Annotated in this window: 27 protein-coding genes; 10 read left to right on the top strand and 17 right to left on the bottom strand. The window is 69.0% G+C overall.

All coding sequences use genetic code 11. The annotated features are described in order from the left end of the window. The first annotated feature begins 30 nt into the window (after positions 1-30). Complete coding sequence (locus tag ACIBGM_RS42815; RefSeq protein ID WP_396388822.1) at positions 31-1,491, top strand: FAD/NAD(P)-binding protein; 1,461 nt, start codon at positions 31-33, stop codon at positions 1,489-1,491. Positions 1,492-1,510: 19 nt separating this feature from the next. Here ACIBGM_RS42815 and ACIBGM_RS42810 read toward each other — a convergent pair whose 3' ends face one another. The 5 genes from ACIBGM_RS42810 to ACIBGM_RS42790 all read right to left on the bottom strand — a co-directional run bounded on the left by ACIBGM_RS42810 (position 1,511) and on the right by ACIBGM_RS42790 (position 7,455). Next, positions 1,511-3,886: an ATP-binding cassette domain-containing protein gene (locus ACIBGM_RS42810; protein ID WP_396388821.1), complete on the bottom strand. Its 2,376-nt coding sequence runs from the start codon at positions 3,884-3,886 to the stop codon at positions 1,511-1,513. Positions 3,887-3,967: 81 nt separating this feature from the next. Continuing rightward, positions 3,968-4,372 carry a VOC family protein gene (locus ACIBGM_RS42805; protein WP_360520136.1) on the bottom strand — a complete coding sequence of 135 codons (405 nt, stop codon included), beginning with the start codon at positions 4,370-4,372 and terminating at the stop codon, positions 3,968-3,970. 5 nt (positions 4,373-4,377) lie between these two features. Beyond that, a complete protein-coding gene (locus ACIBGM_RS42800; protein WP_360520134.1) occupies positions 4,378-4,815 on the bottom strand; it encodes a helix-turn-helix transcriptional regulator in 438 nt (145 codons plus the stop codon). A gap of 41 nt (positions 4,816-4,856) precedes the next feature. Continuing rightward, the gene (locus ACIBGM_RS42795) at positions 4,857-6,425 is read right to left on the bottom strand and encodes a twin-arginine translocation signal domain-containing protein (RefSeq protein WP_396388820.1); all 1,569 of its coding nucleotides are present in this window, start codon (positions 6,423-6,425) and stop codon (positions 4,857-4,859) included. 70 nt (positions 6,426-6,495) lie between these two features. Continuing rightward, positions 6,496-7,455, bottom strand: coding sequence for a saccharopine dehydrogenase NADP-binding domain-containing protein (locus ACIBGM_RS42790; protein WP_396388819.1), 960 nt, complete (start codon positions 7,453-7,455; stop codon positions 6,496-6,498). Positions 7,456-7,553: 98 nt separating this feature from the next. Between ACIBGM_RS42790 and ACIBGM_RS42785 the strand changes: the two genes are divergently transcribed. Continuing rightward, entirely contained in the window at positions 7,554-8,489 is a 936-nt protein-coding gene (locus tag ACIBGM_RS42785) for a helix-turn-helix domain-containing protein (protein ID WP_396388818.1), read from the top strand. Here the strand turns inward: ACIBGM_RS42785 and ACIBGM_RS42780 are convergent. Then, positions 8,486-9,481, bottom strand: coding sequence for a DUF4037 domain-containing protein (locus ACIBGM_RS42780; protein WP_396388817.1), 996 nt, complete (start codon positions 9,479-9,481; stop codon positions 8,486-8,488). The genes ACIBGM_RS42785 and ACIBGM_RS42780 overlap by 4 nt on opposite strands. 67 nt (positions 9,482-9,548) lie before the next feature. Here ACIBGM_RS42780 and ACIBGM_RS42775 point away from each other — a divergent pair, with 67 nt between their 5' ends. Together ACIBGM_RS42775 and ACIBGM_RS42770 are read left to right on the top strand one after the other, a co-directional pair. Continuing rightward, a complete protein-coding gene (locus tag ACIBGM_RS42775) occupies positions 9,549-9,950 on the top strand; it encodes a hypothetical protein (protein ID WP_396388816.1) in 402 nt (133 codons plus the stop codon). Positions 9,951-9,962: 12 nt separating this feature from the next. Beyond that, positions 9,963-10,382, top strand: a complete 420-nt coding sequence (locus ACIBGM_RS42770) for a VOC family protein (protein ID WP_396388815.1) — start codon at positions 9,963-9,965, stop codon at positions 10,380-10,382. Here the strand turns inward: ACIBGM_RS42770 and ACIBGM_RS42765 are convergent. Beyond that, entirely contained in the window at positions 10,374-10,790 is a 417-nt protein-coding gene (locus ACIBGM_RS42765; protein WP_360520120.1) for a hypothetical protein, read from the bottom strand. The genes ACIBGM_RS42770 and ACIBGM_RS42765 overlap by 9 nt on opposite strands. Before the next feature lie 140 nt (positions 10,791-10,930). Here ACIBGM_RS42765 and ACIBGM_RS42760 point away from each other — a divergent pair, with 140 nt between their 5' ends. Both ACIBGM_RS42760 and ACIBGM_RS42755 read left to right on the top strand, forming a co-directional pair. Further along, the gene (locus tag ACIBGM_RS42760) at positions 10,931-11,677 is read left to right on the top strand and encodes an SDR family oxidoreductase (RefSeq protein WP_396388814.1); all 747 of its coding nucleotides are present in this window, start codon (positions 10,931-10,933) and stop codon (positions 11,675-11,677) included. A 57-nt stretch (positions 11,678-11,734) separates the two neighbouring features. Further along, positions 11,735-12,142 (top strand): GNAT family N-acetyltransferase, encoded by a 408-nt coding sequence (locus ACIBGM_RS42755; RefSeq protein ID WP_396388813.1) that lies wholly within the window; start codon positions 11,735-11,737, stop codon positions 12,140-12,142. Here ACIBGM_RS42755 and ACIBGM_RS42750 read toward each other — a convergent pair. Genes ACIBGM_RS42750 through ACIBGM_RS42740 form a run of 3 tightly spaced genes read right to left on the bottom strand, consistent with a single transcriptional unit; the run spans position 12,121 to position 14,468 of the window. Next, positions 12,121-12,879 carry a phosphotransferase gene (locus ACIBGM_RS42750; protein ID WP_396388812.1) on the bottom strand — a complete coding sequence of 253 codons (759 nt, stop codon included), beginning with the start codon at positions 12,877-12,879 and terminating at the stop codon, positions 12,121-12,123. The two genes, ACIBGM_RS42755 and ACIBGM_RS42750, sit on opposite strands and share 22 nt — an antisense overlap. Before the next feature lie 24 nt (positions 12,880-12,903). After that, on the bottom strand, positions 12,904-13,680 hold the full coding sequence (locus tag ACIBGM_RS42745; protein ID WP_396388811.1) for an MBL fold metallo-hydrolase: 777 nt from the start codon (positions 13,678-13,680) through the stop codon (positions 12,904-12,906). Beyond that, a complete protein-coding gene (locus ACIBGM_RS42740) occupies positions 13,677-14,468 on the bottom strand; it encodes an alpha/beta hydrolase (protein WP_396388810.1) in 792 nt (263 codons plus the stop codon). The genes ACIBGM_RS42745 and ACIBGM_RS42740 overlap by 4 nt, the downstream gene beginning before the upstream one ends. A gap of 139 nt (positions 14,469-14,607) precedes the next feature. Between ACIBGM_RS42740 and ACIBGM_RS42735 the strand changes: the two genes are divergently transcribed. Continuing rightward, positions 14,608-15,558: a helix-turn-helix domain-containing protein gene (locus ACIBGM_RS42735; protein ID WP_396388809.1), complete on the top strand. Its 951-nt coding sequence runs from the start codon at positions 14,608-14,610 to the stop codon at positions 15,556-15,558. Between the two features lie 3 nt (positions 15,559-15,561). On the opposite strand, the gene ACIBGM_RS42730 is transcribed toward ACIBGM_RS42735, so the two are convergent. Next, entirely contained in the window at positions 15,562-16,362 is an 801-nt protein-coding gene (locus ACIBGM_RS42730; protein ID WP_396388808.1) for a MerR family transcriptional regulator, read from the bottom strand. Between the two features lie 80 nt (positions 16,363-16,442). Between ACIBGM_RS42730 and ACIBGM_RS42725 the strand changes: the two genes are divergently transcribed. Further along, positions 16,443-16,745 (top strand): hypothetical protein, encoded by a 303-nt coding sequence (locus ACIBGM_RS42725; protein ID WP_396388807.1) that lies wholly within the window; start codon positions 16,443-16,445, stop codon positions 16,743-16,745. Positions 16,746-16,862: 117 nt separating this feature from the next. After that, entirely contained in the window at positions 16,863-17,627 is a 765-nt protein-coding gene (locus ACIBGM_RS42720; protein ID WP_396388806.1) for an SDR family NAD(P)-dependent oxidoreductase, read from the top strand. 84 nt (positions 17,628-17,711) lie between these two features. Here the strand turns inward: ACIBGM_RS42720 and ACIBGM_RS42715 are convergent, their stop codons facing one another. The 4 genes from ACIBGM_RS42715 to ACIBGM_RS42700 all read right to left on the bottom strand — a co-directional run bounded on the left by ACIBGM_RS42715 (position 17,712) and on the right by ACIBGM_RS42700 (position 20,381). Beyond that, entirely contained in the window at positions 17,712-18,005 is a 294-nt protein-coding gene (locus ACIBGM_RS42715; RefSeq protein ID WP_396388805.1) for a hypothetical protein, read from the bottom strand. Positions 18,006-18,221: 216 nt separating this feature from the next. Beyond that, positions 18,222-18,848: a VOC family protein gene (locus ACIBGM_RS42710; RefSeq protein WP_396388804.1), complete on the bottom strand. Its 627-nt coding sequence runs from the start codon at positions 18,846-18,848 to the stop codon at positions 18,222-18,224. A 34-nt stretch (positions 18,849-18,882) separates the two neighbouring features. After that, entirely contained in the window at positions 18,883-19,539 is a 657-nt protein-coding gene (locus ACIBGM_RS42705; RefSeq protein ID WP_396388803.1) for a dihydrofolate reductase family protein, read from the bottom strand. A gap of 68 nt (positions 19,540-19,607) precedes the next feature. Beyond that, positions 19,608-20,381, bottom strand: coding sequence for a DinB family protein (locus ACIBGM_RS42700; protein ID WP_360520094.1), 774 nt, complete (start codon positions 20,379-20,381; stop codon positions 19,608-19,610). A gap of 55 nt (positions 20,382-20,436) precedes the next feature. On the opposite strand from ACIBGM_RS42700, the gene pyrH reads away from it, so the two are divergent. Further along, a complete protein-coding gene (pyrH, locus tag ACIBGM_RS42695) occupies positions 20,437-21,171 on the top strand; it encodes a UMP kinase (protein WP_360520092.1) in 735 nt (244 codons plus the stop codon). Here pyrH and ACIBGM_RS42690 read toward each other — a convergent pair. Both ACIBGM_RS42690 and ACIBGM_RS42685 read right to left on the bottom strand, forming a co-directional pair. After that, positions 21,164-22,936 (bottom strand): ABC transporter ATP-binding protein, encoded by a 1,773-nt coding sequence (locus tag ACIBGM_RS42690; RefSeq protein ID WP_396388802.1) that lies wholly within the window; start codon positions 22,934-22,936, stop codon positions 21,164-21,166. The two genes, pyrH and ACIBGM_RS42690, sit on opposite strands and share 8 nt — an antisense overlap. Beyond that, entirely contained in the window at positions 22,933-24,579 is a 1,647-nt protein-coding gene (locus ACIBGM_RS42685; protein ID WP_396388801.1) for an ATP-binding cassette domain-containing protein, read from the bottom strand. Before ACIBGM_RS42685 ends, ACIBGM_RS42690 begins: the two co-directional genes overlap by 4 nt. Between the last annotated feature and the right edge of the window lie 51 nt (positions 24,580-24,630).

Below are 24,630 nucleotides of genomic sequence, written 5' to 3'. Positions count from 1 at the left end.
TCGCCTGTTCGCGGGGGATGGGGATCGCGGGTGCGGGCGGCGAGGGTCGAGGTGGACGTCAACGAGAGGGAGATCATGGAGATTGCGATCGTCGGAGGGGGCGCGGCGGCTGTCGGGCTGCTCGATGCGCTGGCTGCCAGGCCGGGCGACCAAGGACGCGGCCGATCAGGTGCGGGCACGGTGAGCGTTTTCGAGCCGTCGCCGCAGTTGTGGCGTGGTCGGCCGTACGGCCCGGACCTGGAGTCGGTGCTGGTGAACGCGCCGCCGGCCATCATGTCGATCAGGAGCGGCGACTTCGGGCACTACGCCGCCTGGCTGGGAAATCGCGGCGCGGAGCACCTCGACCAACTGCTGGGCCAGCCGCTGGTGCCACGCGCGGTGTACGGCGAGTATCTGGCGGACACGGCCGAGAAGGCGATAGCCGCGTTAGGCGAGCAGGGGTGGCTGGTCCGCGTCGTACCGGCTCGAGTGACGGAAGTGCGACGTACCGAAGCACGTCTCGTGGTGCGCACGCAGGACGGCCACGAGCACCCGGCAACACAGGTGGCGCTGTGCGTGGGTGGCGGGACTCCCCCGGACCTGTACGGCCTCGCGGGCACCGAAGGCTTCATCGCGGACCCGTATCCGCTGGCGCAGACGCTCGATGGCGTACCTGCTGAGAGCGATGTGGCGGTCATCGGCAGCGGGCTGACCGCAGTGGACGTCGTCGTCTCGCTGGCTGCGCGCGGGCACACGGGACGGATCACGCTGCTCTCACGCAGTGGCGTTCTGCCGCACGTCTGGCAGCGGCCGAACGAGCGGCGCCCGCAGCACCTGACCACCGAACGGGTTGCCGGGTTGGGGATGGTCACTCTCGATCAGCTCGTCGAGCTGTTCCGCGCGGAGCTGGCGGATGAGAACTTGAACGAGTTCTTGGCTGAGCTGCTGGGCACGGAGACCGATGATCCGGTCGAGCGGCTCCGGCGGCAGATCGCGGCGATCGACGATCCCAGTATCGGCCGCCGGGTACTGCAGGAGGCCGCGCACACGGTCGGACCGTTCGTGTGGCGGTTGTTGCCGGAGGCCGATCGGGCGCTCGTACGACGTCATCTCCGTACGGCGGCCAGCGTGGCGTCGCCGATGGTCCCAGTGAACGCCGCCACCTTGATGCGGCTCCTGGACGCCGGCCAGCTCACCCTCGTCCCCGGGCTTCAGGCGATCGAGGAGGACAACGGCCGGTTCCGGGCCCACGGCAACGAACTGACCACCGCCCAGTTCGTTGTCAACGCCGTGAACCCGCCACCGCAAGCGGTCCCGGCCATGAGCCGGGACCTCGTCCGCTCGCTGACGCAGACCGGTCTCGCCACCCTGCACCCGTCCGGCGGGCTGATTCCCGCCGATCCAAGGGTGCACGTCGTCGGAGACCTCGGCGGCGGCTCCTTCATCACCTCGAGCATCCCCGGCGTCGCCGCCCAGGCGGCCCGAGCCGCCCGGTCCCTCCGCAGCCCGTGACACCCGCAGGCGGACGGCGTCAGGCGACGTAGGCGGCCAGGTGTTCGCCGGTGAGGGTGGACTTCTTGGCGATCAGGTCGGACGGGGTGCCTTCGAAGACGACCTTGCCGCCGTCGTGGCCGGCGCCGGGGCCCAGGTCGATGATCCAGTCGGCGTGGGCCATCACGGCTTGGTGGTGCTCGATGACGATCACCGACTTGCCGGAGTCGACGAGGCGGTCCAGCAGGCCGAGGAGTTGTTCGACGTCGGCCAGGTGCAGGCCGGTGGTCGGCTCGTCGAGGATGTAGACGTCGCCCTTCTCGCCCATCTGCGTGGCCAGCTTGAGCCGCTGGCGCTCGCCGCCGGACAGCGTGGTCAGCGGCTGGCCGAGCGTCAGGTAGCCGAGGCCGACGTCGGCCATCCGGTCCAGGATCTTCTCGGCGGCCGGCGTCCGGGCCTCGCCGTCGGCGAAGAACTCCAGCGCCTCGGAGACGGGCGTCGCGAGCACCTCCGCGATGTTCCGTCCGCCGAGCGTGTACTCCAGCACCGACGCCTGGAATCGGCGGCCTTCGCACTCCTCGCAGGTCGACTCGACGGTCGCCATGACGCCCAGCTCGGTGTAGATGATGCCGGCGCCGTTGCAGGTCGGGCAGGCGCCTTCGGAGTTCGAGCTGAACAGCGCGGGCTTCACGCCGTTGGCCTTGGCGAACGCCTTGCGGATCGGGTCCAGCAGACCGGTGTACGTCGCCGGGTTGGACCGCCGGGATCCCCGGATCGCGCCCTGGTCGATCACGACGACGCCTTCGCGGCCGGCCACCGAGCCGTGGATCAGCGAGCTCTTGCCGGAGCCGGCCACGCCGGTCACGACGCAGAGCATGCCGAGCGGGATGTCGACATTGACGTTGCGCAGGTTGTTGGTCGACGCGCGCCGTACCTCGAGCTTGCCGTTGGAGTCGCGGACCGTCTCCTTCAGCTTCGCGCGGTCGTCGAGGTGGCGGCCGGTGGTGGTGTCGCTCTTGCGCAGGCCCTCGACGGTGCCCTCGTAGCAGACCGTGCCGCCGGCCGAGCCGGCGCCCGGGCCGAGGTCGACGACGTGGTCGCCGATCGCGATCGTCTCGGGCTTGTGCTCGACGACGAGGACGGTGTTGCCCTTGTCGCGAAGCTGCAGCAGCAGGTTGTTCATCCGCTCGATGTCGTGCGGGTGCAGGCCGATCGTCGGCTCGTCGAACACGTACGTCACGTCGGTGAGCGAGGAACCGAGGTGGCGGATCATCTTGGTCCGCTGCGCCTCTCCCCCGGACAGCGTGCCCGCGGGGCGGTCCAGCGACAGGTAGCCGAGGCCGATCTCGTCGAACGAGTCGAGCAGGTGCTGCAGGCCGGCCAGCAGCGGCCCGACCGACGGCTCGTCGAGGCCGCGGATCCAGTCGGCCAGGTCGCTGATCTGCATCGTGCACAGGTCGGCGATGTTCTTGCCCTTGATCTTCGACGACAGCGCTTCCTTGCTGAGCCGGGTGCCGTTGCAGTCCGGGCAGGTCGTGAACGTCACCGCGCGCTCGACGAAGGCGCGGATGTGCGGCTGCATCGCGTCGACGTCCTTGGACAGGAACGACTTCTGGATCTGCGGGATCAGGCCGGTGTAGGTCAGGTTGATGCCCTCGACCTTGACCTTGGTCGGCTCCCGGTAGAGCAGGTCGTGCAGTTCCTTCTTGGTGTACTTCTTGATCGGCTTGTCCGGGTTGAAGTAGCCGCAGCCGCGGTAGATCCGGCCGTACCAGCCCTCCATGCTGTAGCCCGGGATGGTCAGCGCGCCCTCGTTGAGCGACTTGTTCTCGTCGTACAGCGCGGTCAGGTCGAAGTCGTTGACCGACCCCATGCCCTCGCACTTGGGGCACATGCCGCCGTGGTAGACGGCGTTGCGTACGACGGTCTTCTCGCCGGCGCCCTTGTCCGCGACCATCGAGCCGGTCGCGGTCCGCTTCGGGACGTTGAAGGAGTACGCCGTCGGCGGGCCGACATGGGGTTTGCCGAGCCGGCTGTACAGGATCCGCAGCATCGCGTTGGCGTCGGTGGCGGTGCCGACCGTGGAGCGGGGGTTGGCGCCCATCCGCTCCTGGTCCACGATGATCGCCGTGGTCAGGCCGTCCAGCATGTCGACCTCGGGACGCGACAGGTTCGGCATGAAGCCCTGCAGGAACGCGCTGTAGGTCTCGTTGATCATCCGCTGCGACTCCGCGGCGATCGTCTCGAACACCAGTGAGCTCTTGCCCGAGCCGGACACCCCGGTGAACACCGTCAGCCGGCGCTTCGGGAGCTCGACGCTGATGTCCTTCAGGTTGTTCTCGCGGGCGCCCTGGACCCGGATCAGGTCGTGGCTGTCCGCGGCGTGCTGCTCAGGCTTGGTGCCGGCCTTGGGCATCGTGGTCTCCATCCGTCGGGCGGGGGCATGCGTGCGCTGCCCCCGTCGCGTCCCCTGGGTCGATTTAATCAGGTCGGTCGGTCAGGACTGGGCGATCCGGACCATGTTGCCGGCCGGGTCGCGGAAGGCGCAGTCGCGGACGCCGTACGGCTGGTCGGTCGGCTCCTGGACGACCTCGGCGTCGGCGGCCTCGATCTTGGCGAAGGTGGCGGCCAGGTCCGGGGTGCCGAGGTTGATGCTGGCGTAAGTGCCCTTGGCCATCATCTCGGTGACGGTACGGCGCTCGTCGTCGGTGAGACCGGGGGTGGCCTCCGGCGGGTAGAGCACGATCGACACCGGCTGGCCGACCGGGCCGACGGTGATCCAGCGCAGGCCCTGGTAGCCGACGTCGTTGCGGACCTCGAAGCCGAGTACGTCGCGGTAGAAGGCGATCGCGGCGTCCGGGTCGTTGTGCGGGAGGTAGGTCTGGTTGATCGTGATGTCCATGACCGTCACGCTAGTTGGCGGTCACCGGCCGGCGCTTCTCGATTCCTGATCGGTCTGGTCACCTGCTTGGCCATGCACGCCGGGATCCCCTTGGTCGCCTCCGCCTCCTGCTCGCGGTAGACGCTCGGCGGCACGCCGACGAGCTCGGTGAAGCGGGTGCTGAAGGTCCCGAGCGACGAGCAGCCGACCGCGAAGCAGATCTCGGTCACGCTCAGCTCACCCATCCGCAACAGCGCCATCGCACGCTCGATCCGCCGCGTCATCAGGTAGCTGTACGGCGCCTCGCCGTACGCCTGCTTGAACTGCCGGCTGAGATGTCCCGCCGACATGTTCACCCCACGCGCCAGCGCCTCGACGTCCAGCGGCTGCGCGAACTCCCGGTCGATCCGGTCCTTCACCCGCCGCAGCAACGCCAGGTCACGCACATCCTTCGCCCCAGCCACCCCACGATCATGCCACGGCGGCCGCCGACCACGCCGTGTAGTCAGCTGACGTACTTCGCGCCCCAGTTGAGGTAGGCGACGTTGGCCAGCAGCCAGCCGAACCCGATCGCTTGCTGGCCGTCGCGTTCGGGAGTTGGTTGGTAGCGGTTGTAGAGGGCCAGGCAGTGGGCGTGGACGGCCGGGTCCCAAGGCGTCGCTTGCATCCAGCGGGGTGCTTGGTGGGCTACGGAGGCGGCACCGAGGGTGGTGCCGGCGACCGTGGTGTGGATGGCCGGCAGGCCGTCGGGGTCGGTGGTGGCGACGTTCTGGGTGTAGGTGCGGGCGAGCCGGTCCATATCGGCGCCGGTGAAGCCGAGGCGGGCGCGGAAGGCGCGGACGGCGAACTCGACGTCGATCGCGCCGTGACTGATGTCCTCGAACTGCCGGGCCGGGCCGCCGGAAGGCGTGAAGATCGAGACGTCCGTGTCCGGAGAGCCCGTCTTCACGAAGCCGTCGTACACCTTGCCGCCCATCGGCCAGTACCGCCACTGGTAGGCGTCGCCGGCGTCCACCGCGAGCTGTCCGGCGAACATCTTCGCCAGCGCCGCCACCTTCCGCCGGTACCCGCGATCGCCGGTCGCCAGCGCGAGCTCGACCAGCGTCTGCCCGAGTCCGAGTGACTGGTTGATCGGCTGCTCGCACCCGTCGTACGCGAGCGGCTGCTCCTTCGGCCAGATCAGGTACCCGCCGCCCGCCGCGGTCTCGCGGTATTCCCAGTCATGTACGGCGACCGCCTCGCGGCACGCGGTCAGATACTCGGCCGCCTTCGCCCAGTACCGTTGCCGCAGCACCGGTGAGCCGCACACCAGTCGCACGAAACTCGCGATCGGGTACGTGATCATCCCGGTGTGTACGGCGAAGATCACCGGCTTGGTCAGCATCGGGAACTCCCCCAGGACCGGCACGCCTTGGGACACGGCGCGTGCAGTCAACTGCAACGGCCCCGGCGCGGCCGCGTAGATCCGGCTCACCGCAAAGTCCGGGCTGGCCGGGTCCATCGACAGCTCGGTGTGCGTGACCGTGCGGTTGACCTGGGTGTTGACCAGCCTGACCGTGAAGGTGTCCGGCCGGGATCCCGCTGTCACGGTCACCTTGGTGTCCTCGGCGTACGGGAGCGCCTGCCGAAGCTCCAGCACCGGCTGTCCGTTGCTGTCGGCAAGTGTCGTGTAGCCGGTGGTGTACGGGTGGTCCGCCCGCCACGCAGGCAGCGACAGACCGCGGTAGTCGGTCACGCCGCGCTCGCTGTCGCGGACCGCGAGGACCTGGTCGACGTTGTCGATCAACCGGTCCAGGTAGTAGGTGTCGCGGTACGTCTCGTACATCCGGACCAGCCCGAGGAGCACGTACGACTGGCTCCACGCGAGCATGCCGGACCGGCCGTCGGCGTTGGTGTTGTCGTTCGGCTGGTCCGGCTGGCCGGGACCGCCCTGCTGGAACAGCCGGTCCCAGTCGTCGAACGTCGTACGGGCGGTGTAGTCGATGGTTGCGGCGAACGCCGGGGCGGCGGGGAGGGCGGCTGCGGCGACCACACCGCCGCCCACCTTGAGAAAGTCGCGACGAGTGAACTGCATGGGGCGGCCTCCAGCTGGACGTGGGCGGTACGTGCTGCAGGGAGGCTCACATCTTCTCGCAGCCTGGGGGCTACGGCAGCTCGACCTCGATGTACGGCGTCAGCGCCCGGAGGAAATCAGCAGCGTCGAACATTGCCCCGGCCGAGGCCACGCCGGTCGTCCGGGTCTGCCCCTTCAGCAGCCGCTGCACCGCCTCCACCGCCAGCGGCGCGGTCACCGCGTAGATGTCCCGGCCGCGAGCGACGGCCCGCCGCTCGACTCCGTCAGCCCGCACCACGACGTCGACGACGAAGCTCTGGTCGGGGTCAGCCTCGTCCCGCGTCGGCGTGCCCGGAGCCGAGAGATCGGTCGCGGCCTCGACGGCCATGTAGGTGCGCACGTCGCGGACGGCGAGGTGGCTGGGCACCGTGACGATGTCGGCCATGCTGAACTCGGCGATCACCTCACGGCTCCCGAGCGGCGCTGGGAAGTCCCAGTCCTGCCGCACCAACTCGTCCTCGTGGTACTCCAGCGCGGAGTTCCGGAAGCGGACCCGGCGACCGCCGCGACGGTCGTGCGACACCTGCCCGGCGATCCGCGTGCCTTCCGTGGGACGCCAGCTCGACAGGCCGTAGGCGACCTGGATCTCGTCGGCCGCGGTCCGCTCCCCCATCGCCGCGGTGACCAGCAGGTCGCCGAGGCCGCCGAAGAAGGCCATCGCCGGCACGATCGGGGTCTCGGCCTTGGCGTGGTCGGCGAAGGTCGACACGTTCGCCTCGATCTCGGCGGCGACGTCGACGTACGGGATCCCGGCCCGCTGTGCCGCCGCGACCAGCGGACCGGCCGTGGTGGCGAACGGTCCGGCGGCGTTGATGACCGCCTCGGCGCCGTCGAGCGCGCGGTCGAGCGCGTCCGGGTCGTCCACGCTCGCCTGGCGGCCGGCCTCGGCCCGGCGGCCGGATCCGATCGGCGTGTAGCCGCGGGCGGCGAGCTCGGCGACGACGAACCGGCCGGTGTGGCCGGTGGCTCCGTAGACGGCGACTGCAGTCATGTTCTCGTTCCTCCGGTGGTGGGTTCGACCGAAAGTCTGGCGGTTCGGCGGCCTCCGGTGTGAGAGTCCGGAACGACACCATGCGTACACTTTCGGACATGCACACCGTCGCACTGGCGACCGCCGGCCACCTCCTGCACTTCGAGCTCGGCGTCGCGTACGAGATCTTCGGCAACCCGCCGCTTGAGGCTGCCGAGAGCTGGTACGACGTCCAGCTTTGCGGACCGGGGCCGGTCAAGGTCGGGCCGTTCTCGGTCGAGCCCGATGCCGGCCTGGGGCGTCTCGTCAGGGCCGACACTGTGATCGTGCCGGCCTGTGCCGATGTGGACGAACCGCCTCCGGTCGAGCTGATCGACGCCGTACGCGCGGCCCATGAGGCAGGAGCACGGGTCGCGTCGCTGTGCACGGGCGCGTTCGTACTCGGAGCGGCGGGGCTGCTGGACGGTCGGCGGGCTACGACGCACTGGGCGCACACTGACGTGCTCAGCGAGCGCTATCCGCTGGCCGAGGTCGACCCGGATGTGCTCTACACAGACAACGGCAGTGTGCTCACGTCGGCCGGCAAGGCGGCGGCGGTGGATCTCAGTCTGCATCTGATCCACCTCGACCACGGCGCGAGTGTGGCCAACAGCGTTGCTCGGCGGCTCGTCGTACCGCCGCACCGGTCTGGTGGTCAGGCGCAGTTCGTGGCGACGCCGTTTGAGGTGAGTGGGGACAACAGGCTCGCGCAGCTGCAGTCGTGGGTACTCGAGCGGCTGGATCAGCCGTTGACGGTGACGGACATGGCTCGGCGGGTGAACACGAGCCCACGCCATCTCGGCCGGCAGTTCCGGGCGGTGACCGGGCAGACGCCGCTGCAGTGGTTGCTGACGCAGCGGGTGCGGCGTGCGCAGGAGCTGCTGGAGAAGACGGATCAGAGCGTGGAGTCGATCGCGGTCGCCACCGGCATGGGTACGGCGACGACGTTGCGGCGGCAGTTCAAGCGGGTCGTGGCTGTGCCGCCGGACGCCTATCGCCGGGCGTTCCGCAGCTAGGTGATCAGTGCCCGGCGGGCGGTGGCGTCGGTCAGCACGGCGACGTTGTCCGAGCGTTGTTCGACGCTGCCCCGGCCCGGCGGCAGGTCGGGTATGCCGGCCAGGAGCGCGGTCGCGATGGCGCCGTTCGGGTGCAGGTAGGGGCGATCCCAGAAGTCGACAGTCGCCGGCGCCGGGGCGGGCAGCCCGGCCGCGCGCTGGCGGTTGAGCAGATGCTCCAGCGCCCGAGCGAGCTGCTGCTGCCGGTAACGCCAGTGGTCGGCCTTCACCGTCTTCCGCAGCGCGTCACCGACCTCGCGCGCACACGCCAGCCGGGCGAACATCGTCCCGCGCCACTTCGGGTACGGCGGCCAGCGGCGCTCGATCATGAACGCGAGATGTACTGCGATGTCGACCAACCTGGCCGCGATCACCCGCGATCCAAGGTCGTCACCGAGCTCGCCGGCCCGGCTCATCAACGGCATCTCCTCGGACAACCGCATCCAATCGCAGGCGACGACGTACCGCCAGACGTCGTCCGGGTACCACTGCAGGCGGTGGCGAACTGCGGTGAGGTCGCCGGCCTGGTCGACGAAGACCGGCCCGCCGACCACCTCCAGCACGGCCTGTCCGGTCATTGTCAACCAGTCGATTGTCGACAATCCACGGCGGGGATCCGCGCCGAGCCGGCTGATGACGAAGCCCTCGACCGAGGAGACCTCGACGTGGTGGATGTTCTCGGTCTGCCCGGTGAACGGGAAGCGCGTCGGCAGCCCGGCGTACGTGTCCGGCAACTTCGCGGCCAGGAACGCGTCCACCTCGTCCCGGCGGTCCTCGTCAACCAGGAGCGTCAGCCGCAGGCCCCAGTCGTGATCGCGGGAGGTGGCGTCGTCGAGCCCGAGCACGTCGGACCCGCTCCCCAACCGCCCGGCCGCGTGCGGCAGCCCCTGTACTGCGAGCAACGGACCGACCACGTCGTCGTAGTACGCGCGAGCCAGCCCCCGACCATCCACACCCCGATCCTGCCTGAGGTACCCGCGGCAGCACGAGCGGATTTCGGCCGCTGCTACGGTGTCGCGCGTGTCGAGCGAGCGCGGTTGGACGGGCGGTGACGGCCTGGCTGTCGTCGCGATTGTGCTCGCGTTGGGGGCGCCGGCCCTGCTGGGCTTCTCCCGCACGGTGCAGACACCACTCCTGGAGGCCACGCCAGCGGCCGTCGCGGCAGCGCTCGCGATGGGTGTTTCGGTCGCGATCTTCCGGTCGATCGGGGGTGACCTCCGGCTTGTCCGGGAGGGCCCTCTCGGGCGGCGGCTCTACGTCTTCGTCGCCTGCCTGTGGATCCTCTGTCCGGTCCTCACGATCGTCCGGCTGGCCGACGACTGGTCGGCCCTCGGGACGGCCGCCATCGTGGTCCAGGTCGCCGCCATCGGCGGCATGGTCCAACTCGCGCGCTCGAAGATTGCCGATCGTGTCAAGGAGTAGTCGAATCGGTGCGTGACTGACTATCCGAGGATGATGCATACCGCGCTGGACACGACTGATGTCCGTGGGCTGGCGGAGTTCTACCGCGAGTTGCTCGGCCTGCAGTACCGTCCGGGCGACGAGCCGCCGGCCGACGGTGTCGTGGACGACGCCGACTGGCTGGTGCTGGTCGACGACGACGGCCACCGCCAGCTCGCCTTCCAGCAGGTCGACACCCTGCCCCGCTCCAGCTGGCCGTCCCACGACGTACCGATGCAACTCCACATCGACTACGCCGTACCGACCCTCGACGACCTGAACCACCACCGCCAGCGCGCCGAATCCCTAGGCGCCGAACTCCTCCTCGACCGCACCACAGAAGCCGGCGAACCCCTCTACGTCCTCTGCGACCCCGCCGGCCACCCCTTCTGCCTCCTCGTCGGCTCACCGTAAAGCGCCGACCACCTCCAGGAACCGGCCGACGAGCGCCCTGGCCACCTCGTGCCCTTCGACCCGTGAGAGTACGGCGGACAGGCCCGCGACGTCCGGCGTCGTACTGAGCATGGTCGCCATCGCCGTCGCTTTCTCCACCTCCCCGCGGGCAACGAACTTCGCCCCGATGTAGTTGCCATCGACCGGGCCGTTCTCCGGCATCTCGATCGTCAGCACGGCGTCGTCGAGCGGACAGTCGCCGTCGACCACGAGCAGGTCGAGATCACTCCATCGGTCGCCGCCGCCCTGGCCGAGCGAACCGATCAGCCACACGGCTTTCGCACTCAGGGCAGGCACCTTGTCAGCCAGCCAGCTGTCGCGTACGGCGGTCAGCGCGGACAGCCGGCGCTCTGCCTCGTCCCGAGTCATCCCGCGAGGCTAACCCTCACGCAGTCTTAGGCTCTGTGATTCCGGTCTCTCGCTTCCGGGAACCCTGAGGTCCGGCGTCACAGGGTGGCGGGTGTCGGCGTCTTGTGGCTGTTCGAGCGGCTACTAGATGGGGACGAGGCATGAAGGTTGCGTTGGTTACCGGGGCTAACAAGGGGATCGGGCGCGGGGCGGCTGAGCAGTTGGCTCGGTTGGGGATGGCGGTGGTGATCGGGGCGCGGGATCCGCAGCGGGGTGAGGAGGCCGCGACGGCGTTGCGGTCGGCGGGTGGTGATGTGCATGCGGTGACGCTGGATGTGACCGACGCCGAGACGATCCAGGCGGCGGCGCAGTGGATCGACGAGCGGTTCGGGCAGCTCGACGTACTGATCAACAATGCGGGGATCACCGGCTCCGGGCAGGTCTCGCCGCAGGATGCGTACGACCAGGTGCCGAGCACGGTGGACCTGGACATGGTCCGGGAAGTGTTCGAGACCAACGTGTTCGGGGTGATCGCGGTGACGAACGCGATGCTCCCGTTGCTCCGGCGGTCATCGGCGCCGCGCATCGTCAACGTCAGCAGCCACGGTGCGTCGCTGGCCCTCACCAGCGATCCGGACGGGCCGTTCTCGGCACTCCTGCCGTCGGCCGCCTACATGCCGTCCAAGACTGCGCTGTCTGCGCTGACCGTGCAGTACGCCAACGAGCTCCGCAAGGACGGCATCCTGGTCAACGCCGCCGCCCCCGGCTACGTCGACACCGACAGCAACAACCACACCGGCTTCAGCACCATCGCCGAAGGCGCCACTGCCCTCGTCCACCTGGCCACCCTCAGCCCCGACGGCCCAACAGCCACCTTCCACGCCGAAGAAGGCCCCGTCCCCTGGTGACACCAGTAGGCTCCTGCCCATGTTCCGCGAGGCCGGTGTCGACGACTTCGAAATGTCATGCGGCTCTACCGCCTGCTGCATCCCGGCGATCCGGTACTGCGCGACGGCCGCGACGCCGACGTGTTCGCCGAAATCCTGAAATCGCCGGGACTACGGTTGTACGTCCTCGAGGTCGACGGGCGCGTCGCGGCCACGACGTACCTCAACCTGATCCCGAACCTCACCCGCGCGGCAGCGCCGTACGCGGTGATCGAGAACGTGGTCGTCGACGCCGACCTCCGCGGCACCGGTCTCGGCAAGCAGATCATGGCCGCCACCCTGCAGGCCGCCTGGGACGCGGGCTGCTACAAGGTCATGCTGATGACCGGATCGCGCCGCGAATCCACCCATGCCTTCTACAGGGCATGCGGATTCGACGGCGACGAGAAGACCGCCTACGTCGCTCACCCGAGCCTGTCGAGCTGACGTAGGGCGGTCTGCAGGTCTAGGTGGCGGCCTGCGGCGAGCATGCGTTGGTACGTCGGGTCGCCGGTGGACGCGGCGTGGTGCATCGCGTCGAGTTGCAGGGTGAGGCGTTGGGCGATCAGGCCGAGGATGTCCTCAGTGGTGCCTTGCCAGTCGTACTCGCTGAGGAAGAGCTCCAGGCGGGGCAGGCGGGTATCGAGGGCGGTGAAGCCCTCGGCGGCGACGACGTGGGGCGCGTGGAGCGGGGTCCAGGAGAAGGCGACCCAGGCGACGTCCAGTTCGACGTCGACGGGCCCCGACATGTCCCAGTCGACAAACCCGACCAGCCCGTCGTCGTTCCAGACGGCGTTGTACGGCGCTGCGTCGTTGTGCGCGATGATCTGGTCCGGCCGCCACACCCCGCCCTCACGCCAGACCGCATCCGCCGGCGGCTCGAAGTCCGCCACGGCAGCGTGGTAACGCCGCAGCCACCGGGCAACGTCGAGCAGCGCCGACTCGCTGTGCGTCCACGCCGGCCACGGGCGCGCGCTACCGACCGTCCGCCCGGGCAGGAAGCCGACCATCTCCCGCCCGTCGCCATCCACCCCGAGCCCACGCGGAGCACCCTGGAACCCCGCCGCCGACAGGTGCGCGAGCAGGGCATGCACGGATGACGTCCACGCCCCCGCAGTACGACGTACGACGCCGTCCACCAACGACGCGCCGCCGTCGAACCCGCCTTCCAGCCGCTCGGTCACGCCCACATGCTGCCAGCCGTGCGGTCAGATCGAGACGGCCCCCGGCACGCCGAGCTCGAGCCACTCTGCCTGCAGGCCGGCGCGGGCAAACGCCTCTGTGGCACCTGATCGTCCTTGCGAGAAGTGACTCCACCCCTCGTAGTGCACCGGAATCACCGTCCGCGCCCGCAGCAGCGAGCACAGCTCGACCCCCTCCCGCCCAGTCATCGTGTAGCGCAACGGTCCGGTCACGCCGAACCGCACTGCGCCCAAGTGCAGCAGCACCGTCCCGATACTCAACCGGCTGACCTGTCGCAGGCCGCCGTACAGGACGCTGTCCCCCGATATCCACAATGCCCCGTGCTCTTGTCCCGGCCACTCCACCGCGAACCCGATCACGTCGCCCGTGATCCCGCGGCTCAACGGCGGCCCGTGCCGGCAGGGCGTCGCCGTGATTGTCAGCGGCGGCCGGCCCGGCCGGCTCAACGTGTGCACGGCCCAAGGCGCCAGGCCGACAGTCTCACCACCCAGTCGTGCCGCGCCGGCCACGGTCGTCACGACGGTGCCGACCCGGGACAGCAGCGCCCGTCCCGCGTCGTCGAGGTTGTCGGCGTGCTGGTCGTGCGTCAGCAGTACGGCGTCGATCACCGGCAACTCGTCGACGCCGATCGCCGGGCCGGCCAGTTTGACCGACGACGACCCCCAGCCGAAGCCGTAGCGACGGCCGGGCGGGTCGAAGGTCGGATCGGTGAGCAGGCGCCAGCCGTCGACCTCGATCAGCGTCGTCGGGCCGCCGACATGGGTGATGCGGGCCAGGCTCACGCGTGTTCGAGGGCCCAGTCGAGCACCTCGTCGGCGATCCGTTCCCAGCCCTGCTGAGCGGGCGCGAGGTGGGCGAACCCGTCGTACTCGCGAGTCTCGGTCAGCGACTTGGACTTGTAGTGCTTGGCGTTCGAGCGCTGGACCTCGGGCGGCATGATGTGGTCCTCGGACGCGGACACGAACAGCAGCGGCGCGCGGGAGTCGTTGTGGTAGTCGACCCAGGTGTCCTGGTGACCGGGCTGGAAGTTCGCCAGCACGCTGCCCCACAGGATCCCGCCGTTCGCCGGGATCGCGTACCGCTCGTAGGCACGGCGCGCCTCGTCCTCGGGGAAGGTGTTGGTGAAGGCGTAGTTCCACTGCTCGAAGGTCAGTGGGATCGCCTTGTGCCGGTTGGCCGGCGACTTCAGCACCGGGAACGTCGACTTGACCTGCGAGATCGGCACGACCCGCACGCCCTCGGTCGGCGCCGAGCACATCGCCACCCCGGCCGCGCCGAAGCCGTGGTCGAGCAGGATCTGGGTGAACGCGCCGCCGGCCGAGTGCCCGATGATGATCGGCGGCTGGTCGAGCTCGCGGATGACCGACTCCAGGTGCTCGATGATGGCCGGCACGGTCAGCTTCAGGATCGGCGTCGGGTCGGCGTTCAGCGACTCCACCTCGACCTCGAAACCGGGGTACCCGGGGGCCAGGACCTTGAAGCCGCGCGCCTCGTAGTGCTTGATGTAGTTCTCCCAGCTTCGCGGTGTCACCCAGAAGCCGTGTACCAGCACGATGGTGTCTGCAGGCATGGTCGTGCGTCCTTCCGTCCGGGAGGTTTGCCGGAAACGTAGCTGCCGGTACGGCGTCCTTCGTAGGATGTGCGTGCACGGATCTGGGCTGTGTGTGCACAGTTCGCCCCCCAGATTCCAGCGGTGGAGGGGGTTGTGGATGGCCGTGCTGCTCGATACTGCCGTGCTGCCGCGGCAGGACCGGCTCGAGGCGTTCTACGCGGCGATGATGTCGGCGAGCGTCCCGTCGCGGGTGGAGCATGAGGACCCGGGCGGCGAGGTGCACGCGCGGATGGACTTCTGGCGGCTCGGGACGCCCGACCTGTTCCGCAACGAGGGGTCCGGGATCCGCCTGGTTCGAACTTCGAAGCACGTGCGGATCGGCGGTCCGGAGCGGCTCGCGCTCGCGGTGCAGGTGGTCGGGTCCGGGGTGTTCAGCCAGGGCGACGCGGACCAGCGGGTGCGGACCGGCGAGTTGATGCTGGTCGACCTGACCGCGCCGTACGACTACGCCTGGAGCGGTCACGGCGCGTCACAGGCGTTCCAGATCGACTGCGCCGACCTCGGGCTGAGTGTCGAAACGGTCCGCGCGGCCGCGCAACGGCTGCCGAGCAGTCCGCTGTACGAGCTGATGCTGCACCACCTGACGTTGCTGCCCGGGATCATCGACTCGCTCCAAGGGACGGAATCGGCCGAGATGGTCGGTACTGCGACCACGCAGCTCGTCCGCGCATTGCTGACGTCCGCGGCGGACGACGTACAGCAGCCGCCCGCGATGGCCGACGTACTGTTCACCCGCATCACCTGGTACGCGCGGCAGCACCTGGCGGATCCCGATCTCACGCCGGCCCGGATCGCGGCGGAGCACAACATCTCGGTCCGCTACCTCTACAAGCTGTTCGCCGAGCAGCACCTCAGCCTCGAGCAGTGGTTGATCGCCGAGCGGCTCAAGGGGGCCGCCCGCCGGCTCGCGGATCCGGCGTACCGGCATCGCTCGATCGCGGCGATCGCGGCCGACTGGGGCTTCCTCGACCCCGGTCACTTCACACGGCGGTTCCGCAAGGCGCACGGGATGACGCCGCAGGAGTGGCGTCGTACGAGCCGCGCCTGAAGGCTAGGCGACCCTGAAGACAGGCCAGCCGATCTCGGTCCGGCAGCTGGCCGGATCCGGGTTGTCTCGCGGACCGACAACGTACGTCTCGTGCACCGGACCGGCGACGGCGAGCGCATGCTCGACCACCCACGCGCCGAGCCGTCCGTACGTCACGTCGATGTCGTCATGCGCGCCGTGGTGGACGGTCGCAGCGAGCTCCACCGCGGGCAGCTTGATCGGCCGGACCCGCCCGTATGTCGGTGGGTCGGCGATCACGCGGTACACCAGGACCCGTCCGTGGCCGGCCGCGAACAGCTCGTTGTCGTAGTGCCCACCCGGCGGCGCCAACCCCGCGCCGCCGACGGAGTCGAGCTCGTCCATCGCGTCGTCGTACCACTCCAGCACGTTGCCGAGCTCGACCACATCGGTGATCGCGGCAACGAGCCGCGCGGGTTCGGAGCGGACGGCGACCGGGAGCTCGCCGGGCTCGGGGCGCAGCAGCCGCTGCAGCGAGTTGACCGCCGCGCGGGTCCGGTCCAGGGACGTCTGCAGCCGGTCCAGGTGGCCGGCGATCAGCTCAGCGCGGACACCGGGATCGTCGGTCGCGAGGATCTTGCCGACCTCGGCCAGCGGTACGTCGAGCTCGCGCAGTCGGTGGATCACCTGGGCCGACGGGATCTGGCCGGTGCTGTAGTACCGGTACCCGGTCGACGGATCGACCGTTGCCGGCTCGAGCAGCCCGCTCTCGTGGTAGCGGCGAAGGGTCCGCACGCTCAGATGGGTGAGCTGCGCGAACTCGCCGATCGTCAGCCCGCCCCGCACCCAGCCACTGTGCACCATCTCCCGGGGCGAGAGTCAACCTCCTTGACCCTCTCCCGGCGGGAGACCGCAGAGTCGGACCCATGTTGCCTTCGACGATCACCAGTTACCTCGCCCAGCCCACCCTGTCCCTGTACGCCGACGACGCGGTCGTCACCGACGACGGCAAGACCTACCGCGGCCGGGCCGAGCTCGCGGTCTGGCTGGTGACGGCGGCGAGTGAGTACACCTACACCACAGAGCTCGTCGCAACCCGGCAGGTCGACGCGAACACCTGGGTCGCGGTCAACCACCTCGAGGGGAACTTCCCCGGCGGCTCCGTCGACCTCCAGTACACCTTCACCCTCGACGACGACCTCATCACGGGACTCGTGATCGCACCCTGAGGTCTAGGGTTGAGAGGATCGTGCAAGCCGCCGCCAGCTTTGGTCTACGAGAACCCCAGGCCGGCGGCGTGTACTGGTCGTGTACCCATTCACGACTCAGTAGGAGATTGCACGATCATGCAGGTAGCTGTGGTCACCGGCGGAAGCTCCGGTATCGGACAGAGCGCGGCCTTCGAGCTGGCGAAACGCGGTACCGGGGTCATCCTCACCTACAACGGCAACCCGGCCGGCGGCCTGGAGACGGCCGACCGGATCGAGAAGGACGGCGGTACGGCGGTCGCGCTGCCGCTGGACGTGGGTCGCAGCGACACGTTCGCGGACTTCCGGGCCAAGGTCGAGCAGGCCCTGGCCGAGCGGTGGGACCGGACGTCGTTCGACTTCCTCGTCAACAACGCCGGAGTCGGGCAGCACCCGGTCCCGTTCGAGGAGACCACCGAGGAGCTCTTCGACCGGATGCTGCGGATCCACCTCAAGGGCCCGTACTTCCTCACCCAGACGCTGCTGCCGCTGCTCGCGGACGGCGGGGCGATCGTCAACACCAGCAGCAGTTCGGCGCTGGACAACACCAAGCCCGAACCCGGCTACTCGGTCTACGCCAGCATGAAGGGTGCGCAGCTGGTGCTGACCAGGTACCTCGCGAAGGAGTTCAGCGCCCGTGGCATCCGGGTGAACGCGGTCGCGCCGGGCGTCACCCGGACCCGCCTCGGCGACGACGCGTTCGCGAAGTACCCCGAGCTGATCCCACCGCTGGCCGCGCGTACCGCCCTCGGCCGGATCGGCGAGCCCGACGACGTCGGCAAGGTGATCGCCTTCCTCCTCTCCCCCGACGCCGCCTGGCTCACCGCCCAAACCGTCGAAGCCAGCGGCGGCTACGACCTCTGAGCCCGGGACAAACGGACAGGAGGTCCCGGCCTCAGGCGCAAACCCTCCGGCGTGACCAGGCGTCCCCGGGGTACTCGCCGCCCACTACCTCCTGTCCGTCTGCACCTCGTCCCCCAGCGGGCCGCCGAGGTCGAGGTGGGTGGCGAACGCGCCGACGTGGACGTCGGCCGCGAGCAGCGCGGAGCGGATCGCGGCGTAGGTGGCCGGCATCCGGAAGACGGCGTACGCGAGACAGTCGAGGTGATCAGCCATCCCGACCGTCGTGTCATCCACCTCCTCGGCGCGATATCGAGCCGACAGAGCGGCCACGCGAGCACGCAAGTCGTCGTACTTCACGCCCTTGAGGGCAGCTTGCAGTTGTGTGTCCAGAGCGGACATGCGAAGAACTCCGGTTCGGTGGGTACGGGCGCACGCAACAGGGCATGCAGGACCCGCGGCCTACGCCGCGACGCGCCAACCGGTCCGGAGCTTCAGATGTTCAGGCAGCGCACACGGAGGGGTTGGCACGGAACCGGATTGCCATGCAGGTCATGACCCACCTCCTCGAGAGACGCCTCACCCTAGCCAACTTCCACGTCCGAGTGCTCCTGGTTTTCAGCGGTCGAGGCAGGTGCAGATGCAGGCGTGGTTGCCTTCCGGGTCAGCCAAGACGGTGAAGGCTGGGGCCTCATCGTCGTACACGATGCGGCCGCCGGCGGCGAGGCCAGCTGCGATGCGTTGCTCGGCCACATCGTGCGGCACCCACAGGTCGACGTGGAAGCGTTGCCGCGGGGTCTCGTGCGCGTCCGTGCCCTGGAACCACATGTTCGGCACCCGACCTGTCGGATCAACGACATCGGTCCCCAGTGACTCCGTGCTCCCCGTGAGCACTGCGGCCCAGAACGGCCCGATCGCCGCGACATCGGCCGTGTCCAGCGCAAGCTCGAACTGCGTCACCGCCGCCGGATCAGCCCCAAGCCCCATCGACCGAGCGACCGAGCTGATCCGCCGGGCCAGCTCCACCTCCCGCTCAGTCACCCCGACCTGCTCAGCACTCACCAGCTGCAAATCAACGAACCCGTCCCCGATCCTGACCTCCGCACAGCACTCGCCGACGGCCTCCACGAAGCGAAGGCCGTCGGCGAAGGAATCGATCAGAAACCGTGCGTGCAGGGCCTGCGCAAGCTTCCGCCAGTCGTCCAGCCCGGCGTCGAGGATCGCCTGCGTCGTCAGCGTTTCCATACCGCCCGACGCTAGGACACCCCACCGACAAACCTCAGATCAGGACTTCCTTCCCGTCCTCGACCACGATGTCGCCGGTCCCGATCGCGCCGAAGCCGTCTTGCCGCAGCGTCAGCGACACCGCGCCCGAGCCGCCCTCCCGTACCTCGGCCGCGCTGATCTTGTACGTCGACGGTACGGCGCCGTCCTCGAACAACCGCTTCCCCTTGCCGACCACCACCGGGAACTGGATCAGCCGGTAGGTGTCGACCAGACCGGCGTCGTGCAGGGTCCGGGCGAGCTGCCAGCTCCCGTGGACCTGCAACTCACGCCCCGGCTGGGCCTTCAGTCGCCGTACCTGCTCGACGATGTCGTCGCCGCGCAGCACGGTCGTGTCGCCCCAGGCTGCGTCCTCGTCGGAGAGGGTGTTGCTGACGACGTACTTCTTCCAGGTGTTCAGCGCGGTGGCGACGATGTTGTCCTCGACGTCGACCTGCGACCAGAACGTGCGCATCATCTCGAACGTCGACCGGCCCAGCAGGATCGCGTCCGCCTCGCCGAACCATCCGTCGACCGGGTCGAGCTGCCCGTCGCCGGCGTGCGGCACAAGCCAGCCGCCGTGCTCGAACCCGTTGCTGCGGTCCTCGTCCGGGCCGCCCGGTCCCTGCATGACGCCGTCCAGGCTGATGAAGGTGTTGACGCTGAGTTCCATGACTTTCTCCCAAGCTCGTAGGTGCGTTCTCACCTACGCGTCGAGCCGCTTGGGCCGGACTCGACATTTCAGTTCAGAGTTTTCTCCAGTACGGCGAGATCGCGCTCGGCGTACATCCGGTGCTCCCACTCCTCGCCCAGGATGCACTCCAGGCATTCGGCGACCTGGTAGCTCTCCGAAGCCGGGTATCCGGGCTCGGTGACGGGCTCGGTCATCCTCGTGAGTTGGTCGTCGGTGAGCTCCGCGATGACCGTCCGGACCGTTGCCATCCGGTCCGCCCGGAGTACGAGGACCTCGTCGAGTGACGGCCGTACGGCGCGGTCCCGCGGGATCGGCGGCGTGTCACGCATCTCGTCGTGCGGCAGGTCCAGCGGGTCCCACGGAGCCGGGTCGCCGAGGAGGGTACGCCGTACCCAGGCATCCGTCGCGAACACCAGGTGCCGCAAGGTCTCGATGAACGACCACTCCCCATTCACCGACTCGTGCAGCTTCCCCGGCGGCAACCGGCGCGCCCGCTCGACCGTCCCTTCCCACAGCTCCTCGAGCAGCGCCCACGCCTCGCGATACCCGTCCGCGTCGGCCGGGCGCATCTTCTCCCGCCCCGGATACCGCCGATTCAGCTCCGCGTCGACCAACGGCATCACGTCGACACCCCACACCTTGAGGTTGCGCACGTCCCCGTCGATCGTCACGTCACAGAACAACGCCCGAATCGTCGCCCCGTTCAGATTCACGTTGTCGAACCGCGCCCCCGCCAGATCCACATCCCGAAAAACCGCCCCCCGCAACGAAACCTCCTCAAACCGAGCCCCACCCAAATCCTCCCGCCTGAACTCACCCATACCGCCACCCTGCCCCGCATCCACATCCCGCGCAATCGGACGACAATGCAGTCTGATGATCACCACGGCGCTTAGGAGCTCGATGTACCGCAGACTCGTCCTCAAGCTCTCCGGCCAGGCCATCGCCGGCCCCAACGACTTCGGCTTCGACAGCGATCGCCTCACCCATCTCGCCAACGAGGTCATCGCGCTCCGGGCAACCGGCGTCCAGGTGGCGGTTGTCGTCGGGGGCGGCAACGTCTTTCGCGGGAACCGCGCCGGCGACTGGGGAATCGACCGCGTTGAGGCGGACAACATCGGGATGCTCGGCACCGTGATCAACGCGGTGCTGCTCCGCGGCCGCCTCACCGCGCTGGGAGCGGACGACGTGCGCCTGATGACGGCGATCCCGATCAACAATCTCGCCGAGCCCTACATCCGGCTGCGCGCCCTTCGGCACCTGGAGAAGGGCTCGGTCGTTCTGCTTGCCTGCGGCAACGGGCAGCCGTTCACCACCACGGACTACCCGGCCGTCCAGCGCGCGATCGAACTGGGAGCCGACGCGCTCCTGGTCGCCAAGAACGGCACCGACGGCGTGTACGACGCCGACCCGAACACCTCACCAACCGCTACCAAGTTCGACCGGCTGACCTATCAGGAGGTGATCGACCGCGGCCTCGGCGTCATGGACCAGTCAGCGTTCATCCTCGCCCGCGACCACCACCTCCCACTCCACGTCTTCGACATCGACCGCCCATCAGCCGCCAGCACCATCGCCACTGGCGACCACGTCGGCACCGTGATCAGCTGAGGTTGTAGGCGTGGGCTTGGAGGTTGTAGAGGGTGGCGTAGTGGGTGGGGGTGGCTATTAGTTGGTCGTGAGTGCCGTGCTCGATTACTTGGCCGGCTTGGAGGACGACTATGAGGTCGGCTACGCGGACTGTGGAGAAGCGGTGGCTGACCAGGAGGGTTACGGCGCCGGAGGTGCGGGCTTGGTGGGCGGCTTCGGTGTAGCGCTGGAAGAGTTGGTGTTCGGTGGTGGGGTCCAGGGCGGAGGTTGGTTCGTCCAGGACCAGTAGCAGTGGGTGGCGGCGCATCAGGCCGCGGGCGATGGCTAGGCGTTGCCGTTGGCCTCCGGAGAGGTCGACGCCGCCGTCCCAAGTAGTGCCGAGCTGGGTCGACAACCCGTCCGGGAGCGCGCGCAGGACGTCCTCCGCGGCGCCGTCGTGCAACGCCTGGTGGACGCGCCGTTCGTCGTCGATCGCGGTCAGGTCGCCGAGGCCGACGGCTTCCCGGGCGATCAGCTCGAAGTCGGCGAAGTCCTGGAACGCCCCGGACAACCGCGCCCGCCACGCCGCCGGATTCAGCTCCGCGAGATCGATGCCGTCGACAAGGATCCGGCCCGCGGTCGGGCGATACAGGCCGGTCAGCAACTTCACCAGTGTCGACTTCCCTGCGCCGTTCTCACCGACCAGGGCAACCACGGCACCGGCCGGCAACTCGAGATCCACCGACGCAACCGCGTCCGTCTCCGCCCCGGCATGCCGGAAGCGCACTCCCTCGAACCGGATCCCGGATGTCAGCTCGGCAGGCGGCTCCGCCGTACCACTCCCAGCCGCTTGTACGGCGTAGTCCTGCAACCACACGAATCGCGAGACGTTCCGCAGCAGTCGAGCCGTGTCTTGTACGGCGTTTGTCAGGATGTTGCTCACGTTCTCCAGCCCACGCACCGCGGTCACCGCCACCACAAGTGCCGACACCGAGACGAGACCGTGCACGGCGTCGTACGTCATCCAGCCGAGCACGCCGATCGCGGCGCCGAAGAACACCACCGCGATGCCTGCCGACAGCAGCGCGTTCTTGAAAGCGCTTCGCACCGCAGGCTCTCGCCAGGCAGTCGCGCTGTCACCAACTCGCCGGCGCATCTGCACCCGTTGCCCGAAGACCCGCGCTTCCGCACCGCCGTACGGCGAAGTGACCAGGTCGACCAGGTGCCGCGTCAGCCGAGCCGGCGCAGCGCTGTCCTCCTCCGCCGCCCGGCCCCAGCGGGTGGTCCAGCGACCGGTCAGCAGCCGCGGGAACCCGAGCGCGGCGAGGATGAGCAACCGCCAGTCCGCAGTCGCCGCGACGACCAGGATGCCGCCCGCGAACGCCAGGTTGTTCACGATGTTCAGCAGCATGTTGAGCGCGCCGCCGAGTGTCCCCTGGCCGTCGCGCAGACTCTGCGTCTGATCCAGGTACTCCGGCGACTCCAGGTGCTCCAGCGTCGGCACCCGCCCGATCAGCTCGGCGACCTTGGCGTCGAACTCGAACCCGATCCGCTCCATCAGCCCGATCCGCGCATTCGAGCCGACCATGATCAGCAGGCTCTGCAACCCGGCCACGGCCACGAGGGCAGCCGCCGCGATCAGCATCTGCCCGCGATCGGCCGCCATCGCCCCGGCCACGAGCACCCCCAGGAACCACGGCACCGCCGAGCGCACCAACCGGCCGACGGTCTCGGCGAAGCATGCAAACACCAGGCCAGGGCTCGTCCGAAAAGCCGCCGTCAGCACCATCCACAGCCCGCGCCTCACTGGAACCGCCCTGCCTGCAACCGGAACAGCCCCGCGAACACCCCGTCGGCCGCCATCAGCTCGTCGTAGCTCCCGTCCTCCACGATCCCCCGCTCCGGATCCAGTACGACGATCCGCTCAGCGTGCCGCACACTCGACAACCGATGCGTCACCAGGATCGTCGTCACGCCGGCCGTCATGTCCAGGAACCGGTCGAACAGCGCAGCCTCGGTCCGTACGTCGAGCTCCGCAGTCGGCTCGTCCAGGATCAGTACGCCGGCACCACCCGAGACGGCCGCCAGAGCGCGAGCCAGCGCGACTCGTTGCCACTGGCCACCTGACAGGTCGGTCCCACCGTCGTACTCGGCCGACAGGACCGTGTCCCACCCGACCCGCTTGAGCAGCACACCGCCCGCCGCATCGGCCAGCGCCTGGTCGAGCCGATCCTGGGGAACCGATCCGAAGCCGACGTTGTCGCGCAGCGGCAGGTGGTAGCGAACGAAGTCCTGAAAGATCGCCGCCACCCGCGGCCCGCCAGTGATCTCCAGAGCCGGATCGGCGCCGCCGACCGTGAGCGTTCCGCTGTCCGGCCGGTAGAGGCCGCAGAGCAGCTTGATCAGTGTCGACTTCCCGGCGCCGTTCGCGCCGACGACCGCGACCGACTGCCCGGCCGGGATCTCCAGGCTCAGACCGGACAACGTCGGCGACGAGCGGGTCGGATAGGTGAAGGTGATGTCCTTCAACCTGATCGGCAGGGCACCGTCGGCCTTCCGCGCAGCCGGCGAAGCAGGTACTGCGAGGTCGATGTCCGGCAGACCGGCCTCGCGCCGCAGTCCGACCAGCGCTGCGACAGTCGCGACGTACTGTCCAAGGGCCCGCTGCGAATCCCCCAGGACCCCGAACGCATCCATCGCCAGCAGCGCCTGAACCAACGTCACCACCGCAGCCACACCGACCTGCCGATCGGTCACGTCGTCGATCAGCAGGACCAGAACGCCGGCGATGACCACCGCGGTCACCAGGCAACTGGCGTACACCGGCCGCAGACCGCGTCGACGCGCCGGCCAGAGCTCAGCCATCGCCGACAACCACGTGAACCGGTACCGCTCGAGCAACCAGTCCGCGACCCCGAACAGCCGCACCTCCTTCGCCGCCGGTGCCTGAGTCAGCAGACGGTGCAGGTACGACGCTCGCCGCCGCGGACCCGCCGACGACTCCAGGACCTTGTCGAACGACGCGTCCACCCACTGCCGGAAAGCCCGCGCGATCAGCATGAACGAGCCTGCCACGACGAACGGCACCCACCAACGCCAAGTCAGCAGTACGGCGAACGCGCCAAGCCCGGTCAGTCGAGTGCCGAGCACCTGCCACGCATTGCCCAATCCGAACAGGAAGGTCCAGTCGCGCGTCGCATCGACGACAGCCTGCAGGCGACCCGAGAACCCCGGCGAGTCGAGCAGTTCCAGCCCTCGCGGCTGCAGACCGGTCTCGGCAAGCATCTCCAACACGTACGCCGCCGTAGCCGCCGTCGTCTTCGCAGTCAGCCAGCCCTGCAGCGACGCCAGCAACGGACCACTGATCATCAGCCCGGCCGTCACTCCGAACCACAACCAGACTGGACCGTTGCCGGACAACGCTGCGATGAACTGACCAATGGCAACCATCAGACCGGTCCCGACGGCAGCCCCGAGAACCACGACAACGAGAGTTGCCAA

This window comes from Kribbella sp. NPDC050470 (genome assembly GCF_044458365.1).
In the GTDB taxonomy this organism is placed as follows: Bacteria; Actinomycetota; Actinomycetes; order Propionibacteriales; family Kribbellaceae; genus Kribbella.
Note: the sequence above shows the minus strand (reverse complement) of the source record. Positions and strands in the feature narration are given on the sequence as shown.